21 protein-coding genes and 4 pseudogenes are annotated in these 15,212 nt (G+C 48.5%); 23 read left to right on the forward strand and 2 right to left on the reverse strand.

Annotation, left to right across the window (positions count from 1 at the left end):
• The first annotated feature begins 37 nt into the window (after positions 1-37).
• The 12 genes and pseudogenes from GN277_RS19665 (at position 38) to GN277_RS19710 (ending at position 8,342) form a co-directional block, all read left to right on the forward strand.
• Positions 38-1,111, forward strand: a complete 1,074-nt coding sequence (locus GN277_RS19665; RefSeq protein WP_159752883.1) for an AAA family ATPase — start codon at positions 38-40, stop codon at positions 1,109-1,111.
• A 176-nt stretch (positions 1,112-1,287) separates the two neighbouring features.
• Positions 1,288-2,538 carry a plasmid recombination protein gene (locus tag GN277_RS19670; protein ID WP_159752885.1) on the forward strand — a complete coding sequence of 417 codons (1,251 nt, stop codon included), beginning with the start codon at positions 1,288-1,290 and terminating at the stop codon, positions 2,536-2,538.
• A 308-nt stretch (positions 2,539-2,846) separates the two neighbouring features.
• Positions 2,847-3,017 (forward strand): transposon-encoded TnpW family protein, encoded by a 171-nt coding sequence (locus GN277_RS19675; protein ID WP_159752888.1) that lies wholly within the window; start codon positions 2,847-2,849, stop codon positions 3,015-3,017.
• Positions 3,018-3,047: 30 nt separating this feature from the next.
• Positions 3,048-3,980: pseudogene (locus GN277_RS19680) on the forward strand (VirD4-like conjugal transfer protein, CD1115 family); the annotation flags it as partial.
• A gap of 441 nt (positions 3,981-4,421) precedes the next feature.
• Positions 4,422-4,628, forward strand: coding sequence for a hypothetical protein (locus GN277_RS19685; RefSeq protein WP_159749052.1), 207 nt, complete (start codon positions 4,422-4,424; stop codon positions 4,626-4,628).
• The gene (locus GN277_RS19690; RefSeq protein ID WP_016295882.1) at positions 4,612-6,438 is read left to right on the forward strand and encodes a reverse transcriptase domain-containing protein; all 1,827 of its coding nucleotides are present in this window, start codon (positions 4,612-4,614) and stop codon (positions 6,436-6,438) included. Before GN277_RS19685 ends, GN277_RS19690 begins: the two co-directional genes overlap by 17 nt.
• Before the next feature lie 90 nt (positions 6,439-6,528).
• A pseudogene (locus GN277_RS19695) lies at positions 6,529-6,870 on the forward strand (hypothetical protein); the annotation flags it as partial.
• A complete protein-coding gene (locus GN277_RS29525) occupies positions 6,857-7,027 on the forward strand; it encodes a hypothetical protein (RefSeq protein ID WP_002569167.1) in 171 nt (56 codons plus the stop codon). The pseudogene GN277_RS19695 and the gene GN277_RS29525, both read left to right, overlap by 14 nt.
• A 96-nt stretch (positions 7,028-7,123) precedes the next feature.
• Positions 7,124-7,384: a hypothetical protein gene (locus tag GN277_RS29530; RefSeq protein WP_204162765.1), complete on the forward strand. Its 261-nt coding sequence runs from the start codon at positions 7,124-7,126 to the stop codon at positions 7,382-7,384.
• A 54-nt stretch (positions 7,385-7,438) separates the two neighbouring features.
• A complete protein-coding gene (locus tag GN277_RS19700) occupies positions 7,439-7,597 on the forward strand; it encodes a Maff2 family mobile element protein (RefSeq protein ID WP_159752892.1) in 159 nt (52 codons plus the stop codon).
• A 135-nt stretch (positions 7,598-7,732) separates the two neighbouring features.
• Positions 7,733-8,005, forward strand: coding sequence for a helix-turn-helix domain-containing protein (locus GN277_RS19705; protein ID WP_103241946.1), 273 nt, complete (start codon positions 7,733-7,735; stop codon positions 8,003-8,005).
• Positions 7,965-8,342, forward strand: a complete 378-nt coding sequence (locus GN277_RS19710) for a TnpV protein (protein ID WP_159752894.1) — start codon at positions 7,965-7,967, stop codon at positions 8,340-8,342. Before GN277_RS19705 ends, GN277_RS19710 begins: the two co-directional genes overlap by 41 nt.
• Before the next feature lie 39 nt (positions 8,343-8,381).
• Here GN277_RS19710 and GN277_RS19715 read toward each other — a convergent pair whose 3' ends face one another.
• Positions 8,382-8,708 carry a helix-turn-helix domain-containing protein gene (locus tag GN277_RS19715; RefSeq protein ID WP_101870687.1) on the reverse strand — a complete coding sequence of 109 codons (327 nt, stop codon included), beginning with the start codon at positions 8,706-8,708 and terminating at the stop codon, positions 8,382-8,384.
• 139 nt (positions 8,709-8,847) lie between these two features.
• Between GN277_RS19715 and GN277_RS19720 the strand changes: the two genes are divergently transcribed.
• The 3 genes from GN277_RS19720 (at position 8,848) to GN277_RS19730 (ending at position 10,096) form a co-directional block, all read left to right on the forward strand.
• Positions 8,848-9,036, forward strand: coding sequence for a hypothetical protein (locus GN277_RS19720; RefSeq protein WP_101870686.1), 189 nt, complete (start codon positions 8,848-8,850; stop codon positions 9,034-9,036).
• Positions 8,988-9,206, forward strand: coding sequence for a SymE family type I addiction module toxin (locus tag GN277_RS19725; RefSeq protein ID WP_244324794.1), 219 nt, complete (start codon positions 8,988-8,990; stop codon positions 9,204-9,206). Before GN277_RS19720 ends, GN277_RS19725 begins: the two co-directional genes overlap by 49 nt.
• Positions 9,207-9,313: 107 nt before the next feature.
• Positions 9,314-10,096: an aminoglycoside phosphotransferase family protein gene (locus tag GN277_RS19730; RefSeq protein WP_101870684.1), complete on the forward strand. Its 783-nt coding sequence runs from the start codon at positions 9,314-9,316 to the stop codon at positions 10,094-10,096.
• A gap of 107 nt (positions 10,097-10,203) precedes the next feature.
• Here GN277_RS19730 and GN277_RS19735 read toward each other — a convergent pair whose 3' ends face one another.
• A complete protein-coding gene (locus GN277_RS19735) occupies positions 10,204-11,013 on the reverse strand; it encodes a helix-turn-helix domain-containing protein (RefSeq protein WP_159756966.1) in 810 nt (269 codons plus the stop codon).
• Positions 11,014-11,210: 197 nt separating this feature from the next.
• Between GN277_RS19735 and GN277_RS19740 the strand changes: the two genes are divergently transcribed.
• The 8 genes and pseudogenes from GN277_RS19740 to mobQ form a co-directional block, all read left to right on the forward strand.
• The gene (locus GN277_RS19740; protein ID WP_155886792.1) at positions 11,211-11,390 is read left to right on the forward strand and encodes a hypothetical protein; all 180 of its coding nucleotides are present in this window, start codon (positions 11,211-11,213) and stop codon (positions 11,388-11,390) included.
• Positions 11,391-11,543: 153 nt separating this feature from the next.
• Complete coding sequence (locus tag GN277_RS19745; RefSeq protein WP_031275812.1) at positions 11,544-11,735, forward strand: hypothetical protein; 192 nt, start codon at positions 11,544-11,546, stop codon at positions 11,733-11,735.
• Positions 11,725-12,060, forward strand: a complete 336-nt coding sequence (locus tag GN277_RS19750) for a helix-turn-helix domain-containing protein (protein WP_159752896.1) — start codon at positions 11,725-11,727, stop codon at positions 12,058-12,060. Before GN277_RS19745 ends, GN277_RS19750 begins: the two co-directional genes overlap by 11 nt.
• Positions 12,057-12,351, forward strand: a pseudogene (locus GN277_RS19755) (DUF3847 domain-containing protein). The gene GN277_RS19750 and the pseudogene GN277_RS19755 overlap by 4 nt, the downstream one beginning before the upstream one ends.
• The gene (locus tag GN277_RS19760) at positions 12,348-12,863 is read left to right on the forward strand and encodes a DUF5720 family protein (protein ID WP_159752898.1); all 516 of its coding nucleotides are present in this window, start codon (positions 12,348-12,350) and stop codon (positions 12,861-12,863) included. The pseudogene GN277_RS19755 and the gene GN277_RS19760 overlap by 4 nt, the downstream one beginning before the upstream one ends.
• A gap of 2 nt (positions 12,864-12,865) precedes the next feature.
• Positions 12,866-13,078: a hypothetical protein gene (locus GN277_RS19765; RefSeq protein WP_159752900.1), complete on the forward strand. Its 213-nt coding sequence runs from the start codon at positions 12,866-12,868 to the stop codon at positions 13,076-13,078.
• A 78-nt stretch (positions 13,079-13,156) separates the two neighbouring features.
• The gene (locus GN277_RS19770) at positions 13,157-13,912 is read left to right on the forward strand and encodes a GNAT family N-acetyltransferase (RefSeq protein ID WP_159752902.1); all 756 of its coding nucleotides are present in this window, start codon (positions 13,157-13,159) and stop codon (positions 13,910-13,912) included.
• A gap of 139 nt (positions 13,913-14,051) precedes the next feature.
• A pseudogene (mobQ, locus tag GN277_RS19775) lies at positions 14,052-15,164 on the forward strand (MobQ family relaxase); the annotation flags it as partial.
• Positions 15,165-15,212: the final 48 nt, after the last annotated feature.

The following is a 15,212-nucleotide window of genomic DNA, read 5'->3' on the forward strand; positions in this document are numbered from 1 at the left end:
GATAACTGAAAGCAGAATGAAAAGGAGTGAACAACTTATGAAAGAAATCAAAACCTTGTCCGTCATTGACGGGAAAAGCCTGTTAGGGCTGGACGTGGAACCGCCTAAATTTATCATTGCCGGGCTTATGCCGGTGGGGTTGCATATCTTATCCGGCAGCGCCAAAATCGGGAAGTCATGGCTTTCTTTATGGCTCTGCCAGCAAGTATCCACCGGTGGGAAGGTATGGGAGTTTGAAACGCGCAAATGCGGGACGCTCTACCTGGCATTGGAAGATACCATTGACCGGCTCCATTTCCGGCTCTCCCACATCACCGACGACGGCTCGGAACAAAGCTATTTTGCCACGGAAGCGGATAACCTGTCCGGCTCCCTGATACCACAACTTGAAACCTTCATGGCGGCTTATCCAGACACGGGGCTTGTGGTGGTTGACACGCTCCAACGGGTACGCGGGGCGGTGAATGATAAGAACGCCTATGCCAATGACTACGACGAAATCGGGCGAATCAAGTCCTTTGCCGACCGCTTCAAGATTGCCGTGCTGCTGATTCACCACGTCCGCAAGATGCCGGACAGCGACCCCTTCAACATGGTTTCCGGCTCGGTAGGGATAATCGGCGCGGTTGACAGTATGTATGTGCTGGAAAAGGACAAACGGACAGCCAACAAAGCGACCCTTCACGTTACCGGGCGCGATATAGAGGATATGCAGCTTTTACTGGAATTTGACCGGGATATGACCGTCTGGCGGTTCGTGTCCTACCTTTCCGGGGAACCGGCAGCCGATACACTCACGCCGGTTCTGGTGAAGTTCCTTTCCAGTAAGAAAACATTCAGCGGGACAGCTACGGAACTGTTAGACAGCCTGAAAGGGATAGACAGCAGCGTTTCCTGTTCTCCCAACAGTTTAACCCGGCTGCTGAAGGAACACGCCCTGATACTGGAAAAACAGCACCATATCTGTATGGGCTTCACCCGGACAAAGAGCGCCCGCCTTGTTTCCCTCTCTATGGGTGACGATGACGATAAAAATATATATAGGGGTGCGGAAGGAATACCGTCATCTACGGCGGGTGACGATACCCTCAAAACAGGGGTACATAGATAAATACCGTCATCGTCATCAGACAGGCGGCAACAGGGGGCATATGTTACGCAATAGGGGCTTGAAAAGTGCCTGTTTACAGGCGTTTCCAGCCCCTTTTCCATGCCCGGCGGGGGTTTATACCAACTGCCCCCAAAACGGGTTTCTAAAGCGTAACATAGCCCCGGAAAGGAGCATTTATGGGAAAGACTGACCGCTGTGTTGTGCGGAACAAAGCCTACCGCAAAGCCGGGCTTGGAATCCGGGAACGGCACAACGAACGCAAGAACAGCGGATATGCAAACACGGACATTGACCGGGCGCGCGCTGCCCTGAACGTGCATTTCAAGCGCTGTGAGGGAAGCTATGCGGAAACATTTGAGCGTATGGTGGAAAACGGCACAATCAGCACAAGGGGGCTGAAACAGGACGCTAAAGTAGTTGACGAAATGGTGTTTGACGTGAACTCCGCATATTTTGAGCGGAATGGCGGCTATGCGTATGCAAAGCGGTTCTTTGAGGAAGCCTACCGGCTGGCAGTGAAGGAAGCCGGGGGTGAGGAATATATCCTCTCGGCAGTCATGCACGCGGATGAACGGAACCGGGCGCTCTCTGAACAGCTTGGGCGCGACATCTACCACTATCATCTCCATGTGGTGTATGTGCCGGTGGTGGAAAAGGAAGTCAAGTGGACAAAGCGCTGCAAAGACCCGGCTCTTGTGGGGACGACAAAGGAAGTGATTCATCAGGTCAGTCATAGCAAGAAATGGGCATCTGAAAAGGCGCTGGATAAAGAAGGGAACATTCAGCGGGACGAAAACGGGAAAGCCCTCCTAATCAACGCTTATTCCCTCCTACAAGACCGTTTTTTTGAGCATATGCAGGCGGCAGGGTTTAAAGACTTTGAGCGCGGGGAACGTGGCAGTACAGCGGCACATCTGGGCGTGCTGGAATACAAGATAAAGCAGGACAAGGAGCGACTTGCCGGGCTTGCCGGTGACGTTGCCGACAAAGAGGAACAGGCGGCGGCTCTGGATAAAACCTTGAAGCAGAAAGGCAAGCAATTAGCCGGGCTGGACAAACAGCTTACGGTCACGGAGAAAGCCAGCGCAATGTATAGCGAACTGGAACGCATGGGAAAGAAGAACCTTTGGGGACACATGGAACTACTCCCGGAAGAATTTAAGAAGCTGCTGACCCTTGCAAAGTCCGGGCTTGCGTCACAAGGGAAACTCCTTGAATTGCAACGGCAGCTTACCGAAGCGGTGAAGGGGCTGGAAATCTACCGTACCCGCTGGCAGGACTTGAAGGGCAGGACAAAAGACTACATGGAACTGGAACGGCTGCACCCAGAACAGACAAGGAAGGCACTGGAAAGCCTGAAACGGCTGGAACCGGAAACCTCCGCGCCCACGCAATCCCCCAAAAGGAAGCGGCAACAGGAACGCTGACCCTCCCTCCTGTTCTTTGGATGAGGTCGGGGGTGTGGGGGCAGAGCCACCGCATAGCACTAACGCCGCCGGTACACCAGTGGAGCCGGTTTTGCCGTAGAATGGAGCGGACGACAGCGGGAAACAGTTCTTTTTCCTGTTCCCCGTTGTCGGCAGCGCAATGGCACGGCAAAAATCCAGACTGTCAAGGGGGAAAGGGTGGAGATTTTCAGAGCGGAGCGGCGAAAATACGACCCGACCCTTGACTGGCTGGATAGGCGGAACGGAAGGGAAAGACAAAAACTTGAATCAGCAGAAAGGAAATCTAAATGAATAGAGCAGATACAACAACTATCACCACAAGACAGGAAGCGCCGCGACTTATCCGGCGGATAGGCACGACCACTTATGAGGTATCTATACATTTCAGTGATACCAGCAAGGAAACAATGGCTGATAAAATCAAGAGATTGATTGAACAGGACATTCAGCTTGTGTAACGGTAAATATGTCCTTGACACACCGTCCGAAAAGGAACACTGATTTTGGAAACCGGGAAAATGTTGCAGCGGTACAAATACCGTATCAAAGTGTTAAATACGATTAACTTCAAAAAATCCATGAAATACAATCCCTTTGCCTATCTGCGGAGCGAAAAGGACATTTTGAAGTTAGTCAATACCATTATCGCCAACACCAAAGGCGACGGGGAAAAATCCGGCGAGGATTTCTGGGTGAAAGCGGAAAAGCTCTACTACACCGCACTAATCGGCTACATCTGGTATGAAGCCCCGGAGGACGAGAAGAACTTCACGACGCTGCTTGAAATGATAAATGCGTCGGAAGCCCGCGAGGACGACGAGGATTTCCAGAACCCGGTTGACCTCATGTTTGAACGTCTGGAAGAAAAAGACCCGGAACATTTTGCAGTCAAGCAGTACAAAAAATACAAACTGGCGGCGGGCAAGACCGCAAAAAGCATACTTATCTCATGCGGCGCGAGGTTAGCCCCATTCGACATTAAGGAGCTGCGGGAACTGATGGAAACCGACGAAATGGAGCTTGACACCATAGGCGACAGAAAGACCGCCCTTTTCGTCATTATCAGCGACACCGACGATACCTTTAACTTTGTCGTGAGTATTCTCTACACACAGCTATTCAACCTCTTGTGCGACAAAGCAGATGATGAATACGGCGGGCGGCTTCCCGTCCATGTTAGGTGCTTACTTGATGAATTTGCGAATATCGGGCAGATACCAAAGTTTGAAAAGCTCATTGCAACGATACGGAGCCGGGAAATATCCGCGTCAATCATCTTGCAGAGCCAGTCACAGCTAAAAGCCATTTACAAAGACAACGCCGATACCATAGTCGGCAACTGCGACACCACGCTTTTCTTGGGCGGCAAGGAGAAAACCACCCTTAAAGAAATATCGGAAATTTTAGGAAAAGAAACCATTGTGCGCCCGTTAGGGTGTATGCCATAAACCGCCTTTAGCAAGCGGTAGACAAAGATATCAAAGAAAGGACGGTGAAAATTTATAGTCTATCATTCCACGACTTATCCGTGAGGGGAAACCCTCTGGGGAGTGTAGCATGTCGTTGTTATAGCCGCCACTATTAACGCTATAACTGGCATAAAACGGCGCAATCTTCTAACCGCTGTTTTATGTGGGGATGAAAATCCGTGTATGAGGATGAAAGCTAAACTGCTTGATTGGTAGCCGGAGCCTGGGAGTATCTGGCCTACGTGCGAAAGAAGATGAAACGCACGGTGCTTTGGCGTCTGTCGCTCAATCGTCGGCAGACGTGCGATATCCAAAGCAGGGCAAGCCTTAGATTAGGTTGAACGGCGAACGCCACATATCTACAAAGATTACCGACAACACGGAACGCTAAGTATGGCATACGCTACCGGGGATGACCTAAACCCGCCCATATGCGGGCATGGTTACACAGCTCCCATAGTAGCCCGTGGACTCTGGATTTACAGGGATAGCCGTAAAAACGGAAGCGGGAGAGCCGCCCACATGACGAAGGGGAGCAGTATGCTTTTAATACAGAGAAAGAAAGGAAGGTGCGTGAGGCATCATGAGAAATCCAACTGATGTATTGAATAGCCTAAACAAACAGTCTAAAGATTTATCGTATAGGTTCCAAAGGCTCTACCGGAACCTGTACAACCCGGAGTTTTACCTTTTGGCATATAGAAATATCTACGCCAATGAGGGAAGCATGACGCCGGGTGTGGATGGTGAAACACTGGACGGAATGAGCAGTCCGAGAATAGAGCGTATCATCAGCGCATTAAAAGACCGTTCTTACCGCCCAAAACCTGCACGGCGTACATATATTGCAAAGAAAAACAGCAGTAAGAAGCGTCCGCTTGGGATTCCTTCCGGGGATGACAAGCTGGTGCAGGAAGTAGTCCGAATGATATTGGAAAGCATTTATGAGCCAACCTTCTCCGACTATTCCCACGGATTCCGCCCGAAAAGGAGCTGCCATACAGCCCTCGAACAGATACAGCGGACATTTGCGGGGGCAAACTGGTTTGTGGAAGGTGACATTCAGGCATGTTTTGACAGCTTCGACCACCATGTTATCATTGATATTCTGCGCAGGCGCATTGATGACGAAGCTTTTATCTCATTGATGTGGAAATTTCTGAAAGCCGGATATATGGAACAATGGCAGTACAACAGGACTTACTGCGGCACTCCGCAGGGTTCCGGTATCAGTCCCATATTGGCAAATATTTACCTGCATGAATTGGATATGTATGTGGAGGAATACAAAGAAGGCTTTATAAAAGGGAACCGGGTAAACCGTAAAGTGAACCCGGAATACGCCAGACGGAACCGTGAAGTGCAGAAGTTCATGCGCCAGAACAGGGAAGTATGGGATACGCTTACCGAAGCCGAAAAGAAAGAACGTGCCGGGGAATTACGCAGACTGCGGGAGAAACAGAGGGAAATCCCGTCTAAGCAGTTCAGGGATGAAACCTATAAAAACCTGCAATACGTCCGTTATGCGGATGACTTTATCATAAGCATTATCGGGAGCAAAAGGGATGCGGAAGAATTAAAAGCAGACCTTGCTGTATTCCTCAAAGAAAAATTAAACCTTACGCTGTCAGTGGAGAAAACCAAAATCACCTATGCTACTGACCGGGCGAGATTCCTCGGCTATGATATCTCTATTTCAAAGAGCCGGGAAATCACAAAACGCCAAGGCAGGAAAGTGAAGGGGTACAGCGGCGCAGTAAAGTTATACATGCCGCATGAAAAATGGGAATCAAAACTGTTGGAGTATGGCGCAATCCGTATCAAGAAGGACAAAGTTACACAAAAAGAGCATTGGAAAGCCATTCACAGACCACAGCTCATTAACCGTAAGGATATCGAAATCCTGTCAAAGTACAACTCTGAAATCAGAGGTTTGTACAACTATTACTCACTGGCATGTAATGTATGCGCAATGAGCAAGTATGCGAGTTTAATGCATTATAGTATGTTGAAAACATTCGCAAATAAATACCGCACAAAGACCAGAAAAATCAAAAAGAGATATTTCAGAAATGGACGGTTTACAGTCATTTATAAGACAAAAGGCGGTATGAAGGAGAGCGTATTTTACAGAGGGCCTTTTATCCGCAAGGACAAGCCTAATGTGCCGCAGGCAGATATCCTGCCCGCCTATAAGCGGTATGATAAACCGAACCGCATAGCGGCAAAACTGCGCTCCAAAACCTGTGAACTCTGCGGACAGTACACAAATGACGTGGAGATTCATCAGGTGAAACGGCTGAAAAGCCTTAGCGGTAAATATGAGTGGGAAAAAGTTATGTTAAAGAACCATAGGAAAACGCTGGCAGTATGCCCGGCGTGCCACCGTGAGATACACGGAAAAGACTGATTTTGTTAGTTGATGGCATATGGAGAGCCGTGTGCATCGAGAGGTGCCCGCACGGTTCGGGAGGGAGCGTCCACGAGGCGCTTACCTCATGACAGCTTCAACACTTCCGAAACCAGAGGGCGGGAGCTTTCGCATGGGCTGAACTATCAGAAATTGGGAAAGCAGCTTATGACGGAAGATGAAATCGCAGTCATGGACGGAGGGAAATGTATCTTGCAGCTACGCGGGGTGCGCCCGTTCTTTTCGGACAAATTCGACATAACGAAGCACCCGAAATACAAGTACCTGTCCGACGCAGACCCGAAGAACGCCTTTGACATGGAAAAGCACCTTAAACGCCGCCCCGCCATTGTCAAGCCCGACGAGGTTTTTGACTATTACGAGATTGACGCGGCAGACTTACAGGAGGACGCAGACCATGAGGAAACGTAGCGCAGAGGAAAAACAAAAGCAGCTTGAACGGTTTTTAATGAATGTTGCGGAAGCCGCCGACGCTGCATTATGGGAGTATTGGCGGGAAAAGGAAGCGGAACACCGCCGTTTTGCAACGGAGTATGTCACGCGCCGGGGGCTTATCCCGCAACAGTGACAGCATGGCAGACCGCCGGGAGACAGGGGAAGCTACACTTCCCCTACGCTGCCTTGCGGCAGCTACCCCTTTGTGAACTTGCGGGAAGCGAACACCTTGCTACGCAAGCTATTCACTTCCCGCAAGTCTGAAAAAAACGTCCGGCAGCACAGCGGGACACAGAAAGGAGCGATTGAAGCAATCACATCTATCCATACCGGCTACATGATACGCGCCCCCACTTTCCGGCGCAGTACACAGCGGCAGGAGCCGCACCCCTTACAACTGAATACCGCCGCGCCGCAGAACTTACGCAGCGCGGGGACAGCCGCCTTTACCAGAGGGCGGTTTTTTTATGCGGCGGCGACCATACGCTGACCGCCTTTTGTCCGCTTGCCGGACAGCCGCAGACGCGGCAGAAAGGATATATTTATGGCATTTTTCAATAGCGCAGTAGACGTTTTGCAGACCCTTGTTGTAGCACTTGGAGCCGGGCTTGGTATCTGGGGCGTAATCAATCTGATGGAGGGCTACGGCAATGACAATCCGGGTGCGAAAAGCCAGGGCATGAAGCAGGTCATGGTTAATTAGATGTAATCAAAAGAGGAAAGGAAAAGCACAATCCAGACGGAACCGGCGATACCGTCAAGAAATATTTGTGAGTTAGCAAGAATCCTGATATAATGGGGGCAAGCGCCCATCCGGGGCAGAAAGGCAGGGAGAAAAATGCACATCAGCTACAAACCGCTCTGGCACACACTGATAGAGCGAAACATGAGGAAAGAGGATTTAAGGCTTGCCGCTGGACTGACCACAAATATGATAGCCAACATGGGCAAAGAAGGGAAACATATCAGCATGGACACGCTGGCACGAATCTGCGAAACGCTGGATTGTGGCATTATGGATGTGATTGAGCTGGCCAGTGACGAGCCTTCCACCACAGGAGGGAACGACAATGGAAAAACTGAAAGAAAGAATCACAGAGAACGGTATTGACTATATTCTGGCAGGCGATTACTATATTCCGGACTTGAAGCTGCCGGAGGAGAACCGCCCCATCGGACGCTATGGGCGGCTGCACCGGGAATATCTCAAACAGGAACACCCGGCACGGTACAGCTCCCTTATCCTGACCGGGAAATTATGGACGTACCTTGCCGACCTGAACGAGCAGGCAGAGAAACGGCGTGACTTAATCATAGAGCAGATGAAAGCCGCCGAGGGAGTGACCGAGGAACTGAAAGCCCGGAACCAGCTTGAATGGGTAGGCCGGATGAACAATATCCGCAACCGGGCGGAGGAAATCATAAACAGCGAGTTGATTTATATTTGATTGGATATGCAAAGGCCAGCCGATTACCGGCTGGTCTTTCTAATCTTCCCTGCGCTCCAATACCGCCCGAATCATGGCAACGGCGATTTCCTGTTGGCTGGGCGAAGTGCTTTCCCACAATGCTGCCAGTTCTCGTATTTTACTGACCTCATTATCTTCCAGCGCATCCCGCAGCAGATAATCCGGAGAAATTTTCAGTGCGTTGCAGATATTGATAAATACAGGCAGGCTGGGAATCTTTGTCCCGCCTTCAATCTGCCGGAGGTAGGTTGCGTTTATACTGCATAATTCTGAAAGCCTGTCAGCCGTGAATCCCCGGTCTTTCCTCACCATGTTGATACGTTTGCCCAATCCTTTTGTTTCCATAATGCCCACCCATTTCATAAGCTATTAGCATTTATTTTGTTAACTTTTAGACTACATCACACATAGGGATTGCAATAGCTTCTAAAAGACTATATAATATTAGTCTATAGACTATAAACTATGAATGCGGAACAACACAATGGAACTGAACTATTTTAGGGACAAACTTTTTGATTTGCTGAATGACAGCGAAGGGATGAGGATTGCCGATCTGAACACAGACGAGCGGAACAGCCTGCTCAATGTCAGGACAGAGGACGGGGATGTATTTGAAATCGTATGCCGGCAGGCAGCGGGGAAGGAGGACGGATGGACGACCGCAAACTGACCGTTTATAATGGGCGAGGTGCTTTCAAGAAATCGCCGCCGCAGATTCTTTTACAGGGAAACTGGCTGGAGCAGGCCGGATTCTCCGCAGGGGATAAAATCACCGTAAAATGCCAGCAGGGGAAGCTTATTATCACAAAAGACGGAACAAGAGCGGATTCAGTGGGATAATATCTATTGCAGCTAAATGAATTTTTTGTAAAGTCTATTCCATCAGGAAAGTTATTGCGATATAATGGAGCCAGTGACAAATCGGAATATGAATGGGAGAAAAATATATGATTCAAAAAGAAGTTTTACATGGCGGAAGAAGAGGTAAAATATCAAAAGAAGAAGATAAAGTAATTCGCCCAGGAAATAAATGGACTTCGCATGTACAGTCATTTTTATCGTTTATGCATGAAAACGGGTTTAATAATATTCCTAAACCATATGGAATTAACGAATCTGGAATGGAAATGGTTTCTTTTGTGGATGGCACTGTTTATAATGACAGTTTACCGAATGAGATTCTAACAGATGAGATTTTGGTTGAAGTGGCAAAATTACTTCGTCGGTATCATGATATTGGCGAAAAGTATGTTCATCGATTAACGGGAGAAGAAGTTTGGATGCTGCCCAAACAATTACCAGTAGAGGTTATGTGTCATGGGGATTTTGCACCTTATAACATAACTTTTGTTGACGGGTGTGTGCATGGGATAATCGATTTTGATACATTACATCCAGGACCAAGAATTTGGGATGTTGCATATGCAGTATATAGATGGATTCCGTTTGTTTCACCGAAAAATCCTGATTATTATTATAATTTATATGAACAGATTCGTAGATTAAAGTTATTTGCAGACGCCTATGATTTAAAGAATAATGAAAGAGAACAGTTGCCCAATATGATAATTCAACGGATAAACAGTCTTGTTGCATATATGAGAAATGAGGCAGATTCTGGAAATGAAGATGTTCGGAAAAATATAGAAGATGGACATTTGAATTTGTATTTGGATGATATTCAATATATAAAAGAGTCTCAAAAGAATATACTGGAAGGAATATTGTAGCCTTGTTAGCAAACTTCCTGTTTATCGAGCCATGTTCTCAACTAAATACCGCCAGCACGAAACCGCTGCTGCATGGAAACATACACAACCATGCAGCAGCGGTTTTCCTATTTCCGTTTCTTCCTCTGGCCGACATAGCTCTTGAAGTATTTGGACTTTTCAAGGATATGCACAAGCTGCCGGAATTCCACATCAGACAGCTTGTTATAATTGATACCCAGCCGCTTGCAGTAAAGCGCAGCCTGTTTTTCAAGAGGGCTTCCCTTGAAATTTGCAACATCCTCCAAATCCTGTTTCAATTCTTCGGCAATGGTAGTTGGCGGCGCACTCTCACTGTCAGACTTATGTGCAGCACGAATATCCCGGACGATTACGCTTATATCGTCCTGTATCATGTGGCTGAAATATTCGTCATCCTCAATGTGTGCAGCCTGTAAAATCCGCAGGTACGGGTCATCTTCTCCGGGGCGGTGGCGTTCTATAATTTCGTGCCGGACAGTATCGACAAGGGAGTTGAGGTTTTGAATCTGCATGGAAGCAATCCCATCCACATAAACCTCAATATCAGCCAAAAACTTTATAAAATCCTTGTGGGTGGCAAGTTCGCACAGCAGACGGTTGTTAATCCGGCCACTTTTCAGAAGAGCAACCATTTCATCACTCAAATGCAATTCTGTTAAAGGCGTGTTGGCCTGCTCCCTGTTTTCTGTCCGGCATAGCAGATAATCAATGGACACTCCATAGAAATCCGCCAGCGTGATAAGATTGCCATGATTGATTTCTTTATTGTCCTTAGATTCATAGCTGGCAAGGGCAGATTTTGAAATCTTTGTCAGTTGTGCCAGTTCTTCCAGATTCAGCCCTTTGTCCTTGCGCAGTTCCCAAAGGCGTTCCTGTATGGTAGTCGCTCCTTTCATGGGCGCACGCTCCTTTCTGGCGGCTGCTTCCCTGCCGCTTAACTGGATTATACCATACTTTCCACAATCGTGGAAATTTCCGATATTTGCCCTTAATTCCTTTTTTGTGGACATACGGCACAAGGCTCAAAAATGTTCTATGATACAGGTAGTTCATCGATGGATTATTCCAATCGAATGACCGGCCTGTATGGGATATGCTCCCCGGCGATGTAGCGCAACGACTTCCGGCAGGGAAACGGAGGAACCCTGACCGGAACGAGCGTACCAAGGAGAGCGAAACGCCGCCAAAGACGGGGGCAGGAACGACAGCAGAGGGAACCGGCAAAAATGAACACCAAAACGATACCGAAACACAACAATATCACAGGGCATAGTCTGCCCTGTCCGTAATAACAAGGGGGATTTTGGGGCGGCTCTACGGCTGTATTTCCCCTGAAAATCGCCCCGAAACGATACACAAAAAACCACTGTCCGCCCATTCCGGCTGTTACTGCTGAAACGGGCGGTTTTTCTATGAAGGAGGCACCATGCCGAGAATGTCAAAAAAGTTGAAGAAAGAACTTGCTTTCTTCCTGAATGACCGGGGGCGCAGAAGCCACAATGAACTCTGCCGGAAATGCCAGCATGAATGTAAGCAGAGTTTTCGGGCTGTCATGATCGACTGCCCCCGCTATCTATCCAAACGAGCCAAAAGGAGGACACCACCCAATGAATTATGAATTTATGATAGCCAGTACACCCCTGCCGCCCTGTATGCCGCTCCCAAAGGCAATGCTCCGGCTTCCGGTCAGCAATACAGCAAAGGTCATGTATGCCCGCCTGCTGGATGAAATCCTGACAAAAGGAACCGAGGACAGCAACGGGATTCTGTTCATCCGCTTCCCCGTCATGGAGATAGCGGCGGCACTCTCCCGAAGCCCCCAGACCTGCAAGCGTTCCCTGAACGAGCTGGAACAGGCCGGGATGATTATGCGTGTCCGTCAGGGAATCGGGGAGGTCAGCCACATCTATATCCTGCTCCCCAGGGGAGGACGCTGCCCATGAATGAGAAGCTGGAAAAACTGAACCATGAGATTGAAAAGACCGAAGCCAGACTGCGGCGGGCGCAGCATAAAGAAAAAAATGCTGGAACACCAGATAAAGACCCTGAACCGGAAGGAACGGACGCACCGGCTATGCACCAGAGGGGCAATGCTGGAAAGCCATCTCCCCCACCCGGAATCCGTGACGGACGGGCAGGTCAGCACCATCTTAAAAGTCCTGTTCTGCCGGAGCGACACCAAACGTCTTGTGGAACAGGTTCTTGCAGAAAACCGGAAGGAGGACGCAGAGTGAAATTTTCAAAAAGTGAACTGGACATCATCTATCAATATGCCGCACCGACCAAGGCGGAAACCCTTGCGGGCATGAAGGAAATCGTGCCGGTAATAAAAGATATATTGACAAAGGCAATCGTGGAGAACGCCGTCCGAAAACTGGAACGGATACCGGAGCCGGAGTGCAGCCAGTTTATCGCCGCCACAAAAGCACGGTTCCTTGCAGAGCGTGACAATTCCATACGCCAGCGACTTGCGGCAGCAAAGTTGCAGGAGCCAATCATGCAGGGGCATGACCTGTCAGGAAAAGAACGGTTCCACCCGGAAACCCGCCATATGATTACGTTGGAAGTACAGAAGGATTGTTTTGTTGGCTTTAAGGGGGAGCGGTTCCGTTTCTATCTCTCTGATGGGGGCTACCGCAACGCAAAGCACAGCGAACAGGATGGGGAAATCAAGATAAAAAGCCATGCAGCCGTTGTTGCCGGGAAGTTATATCCTGATAAGAAACCCAGACAGCAGGAGCGGTAAAAATGCCAGAAAAACGGAAACCCGGAAAATCCCCCTCTGAAAGAGGGCGCAATTATACACCACTTGGGGAAGTGGTGCATTGCGCCCTGCCGGGGGCGTCCTGCGGACAGCGGATGATTTCCGTAGATTTCCAATCTACTCCAATCATCACAGGGGAAGCTACCCTTCCCCTGCGCTGGCTTTGCCAGCTACCCCTTTGTGGGCTTGCCACCTGAAAATCTTACAGAGAACCTATTTCATTTAGCAAGTTAAAGCTGTATAATAGTACCAGTTTTGTTTGGGAGGTTGTAGGAATGAATATGAAAATGATTATTAAGAAGAAAATGGAAGAATTATTATCAAAGGAATTTTATTGCAGTCCGAACGAACTAAATGGAAAATCAACGGTGTATACTGTTAACTTCAATGCAAAACAACCATATATTAAAATACTAGCCTATAGAAATTGTATTGTGGTTTGTACATCAGAGAATTTGCATTATAAAGTTCGAGAACTTTTACAAAGCAAGAATAGAGATGAAATATTTGAACTTCCTTTGGTTTATGGGCAGACAATACATTATGTTCCTAATGACAATTATTCAGAAGATGTATTGATTTCATCGAATTGTGAGTGCGAGTATCTTTTTGGCAGAGATATTTTATCCCTTACGGGCTTGACTGGTTTTGAAAATTCCTTAGCATATGATGAAAATGGTTCTACATCAACAAAAGGTGTTTATATTGCAAAGGACAATAATAAAATTATTGGAGTAGCAGGTGCCGCAGAATCATCAACAGATGGTGTATGGGAAATAGGTATAGATGTTATGGAAGAATATAGAAATGCCAAATTGGGAACGTATTTAGTGAGGGGATTGACAAAAGAATTACTGGCACGAAATATTATTCCATTCTATTCTGCTTCTATAACGAATATTGGTTCGCAGATGGTAGCAAGTAGATGTGACTATATACCGTTATGGGTTGATACATTTGGAACTATTCTTGATGGGAGTTCAGTATACAATGATATGGTTGAAGGTTTATCATTGGAATTTGCTGAATGAAAACTTCCTGTTTGTCGAACTGACAATCCATCAAAAAACTAAATACTTGCCGCTATCCAACGGCACACCCAAGCAGGAAACTGAAAAAGTTATCCTGCTCTTTTTTTGCCCGGAATCCGGGAGAAAGGAGGGCGCACACTTGCCATGCCCGCACTGTAAAATCACCATCATCAAGCGGAGCAACAATGAATCCGCTGTTTCTGCCGCCGCCTACCAGAGCGGCGAGAAGCTGTTCTCTGAATACGACCAAGAGCAGAAATATTATCCCTACAAGAATGAAGTCACCCACAAGGAAATCCTGCTCCCACCCCATGCGCCGCCAGAGTTTGCAGACCGCAATACCTTATGGAACTCTGCCGAAGCGCAGGAAAAACAATGGAACTCCCAGCTTGCCCGGAGGTTCGTGCTTGCCATTCCGAGGGAAATCCCGCCGGAACAGTATGCCGGCCTTATCCGTGACTACTGCCGGGAGTTTTTTGTTTCCAAAGGCATGATAGCCGATTTTGCCATCCATGACAAAGGGGACGGGAACCCCCACGCCCATATCCTGCTCACCATGCGGGCGATGGACGAAAAAGGGAAATGGCTCCCCAAGAGCCGAAAAGTATATGACCTTGATGAGAATGGGGAACGCATCCGGCTCCCGTCCGGCAGATGGAAAAGCCACAAGGAGAACACCGTAGATTGGAACGACCGGAAATACGCTGAAATCTGGCGGCAGGGATGGGCGGACACGGCCAACCGCTATCTGGAAGCCAACAGCCGCCCGGAACGGCTTGACCTGCGCTCCTATGCCCGACAGGGGATTGATAAAATCCCCACCGTCCACATGGGGCCTGCCGTCTGTCAGATGGAGAAGAAGGGAATCCAGACCAACATCGGCAACCTGAACCGGGACATCAAATCCGCCAACTCCCTCATGCAGTCCATCCGCCAGATGGTGCGCCACTTAAAAGGCTGGATTGCCGATTTAAAAGAGAAAAAAGCCGCTCTGATGGAAGCATTGGAGCAGACGAAGGAACCGACCATACCGGAGCTGCTCTCACAGTATTTAGAACTGCGGAGCGGACAGCGTGCCGACTGGACTTCCAGAGGGAAGCTCAAAGGCACAGTTGCCGACTTCAACAAGGTACAGGCGGCAATGGATTTTCTGCGGAAAAAAGGAATCTCCACCGTGGAGAGCCTTGACACCCGGCTGGACGAAATCAGCCAGACCGCCGTTTCTGTCATGGAGGGCGTGAAAAAAAGCGAGAAGTGGTGTTAGTATATAAGTGTGGACAGGAAAAGTTGAACAACCTAT

Origin of the sequence: Sporofaciens musculi (assembly GCF_009830285.1) — a bacterium.
Taxonomy (GTDB): Bacteria; Bacillota; Clostridia; order Lachnospirales; family Lachnospiraceae; genus Sporofaciens; species Sporofaciens musculi.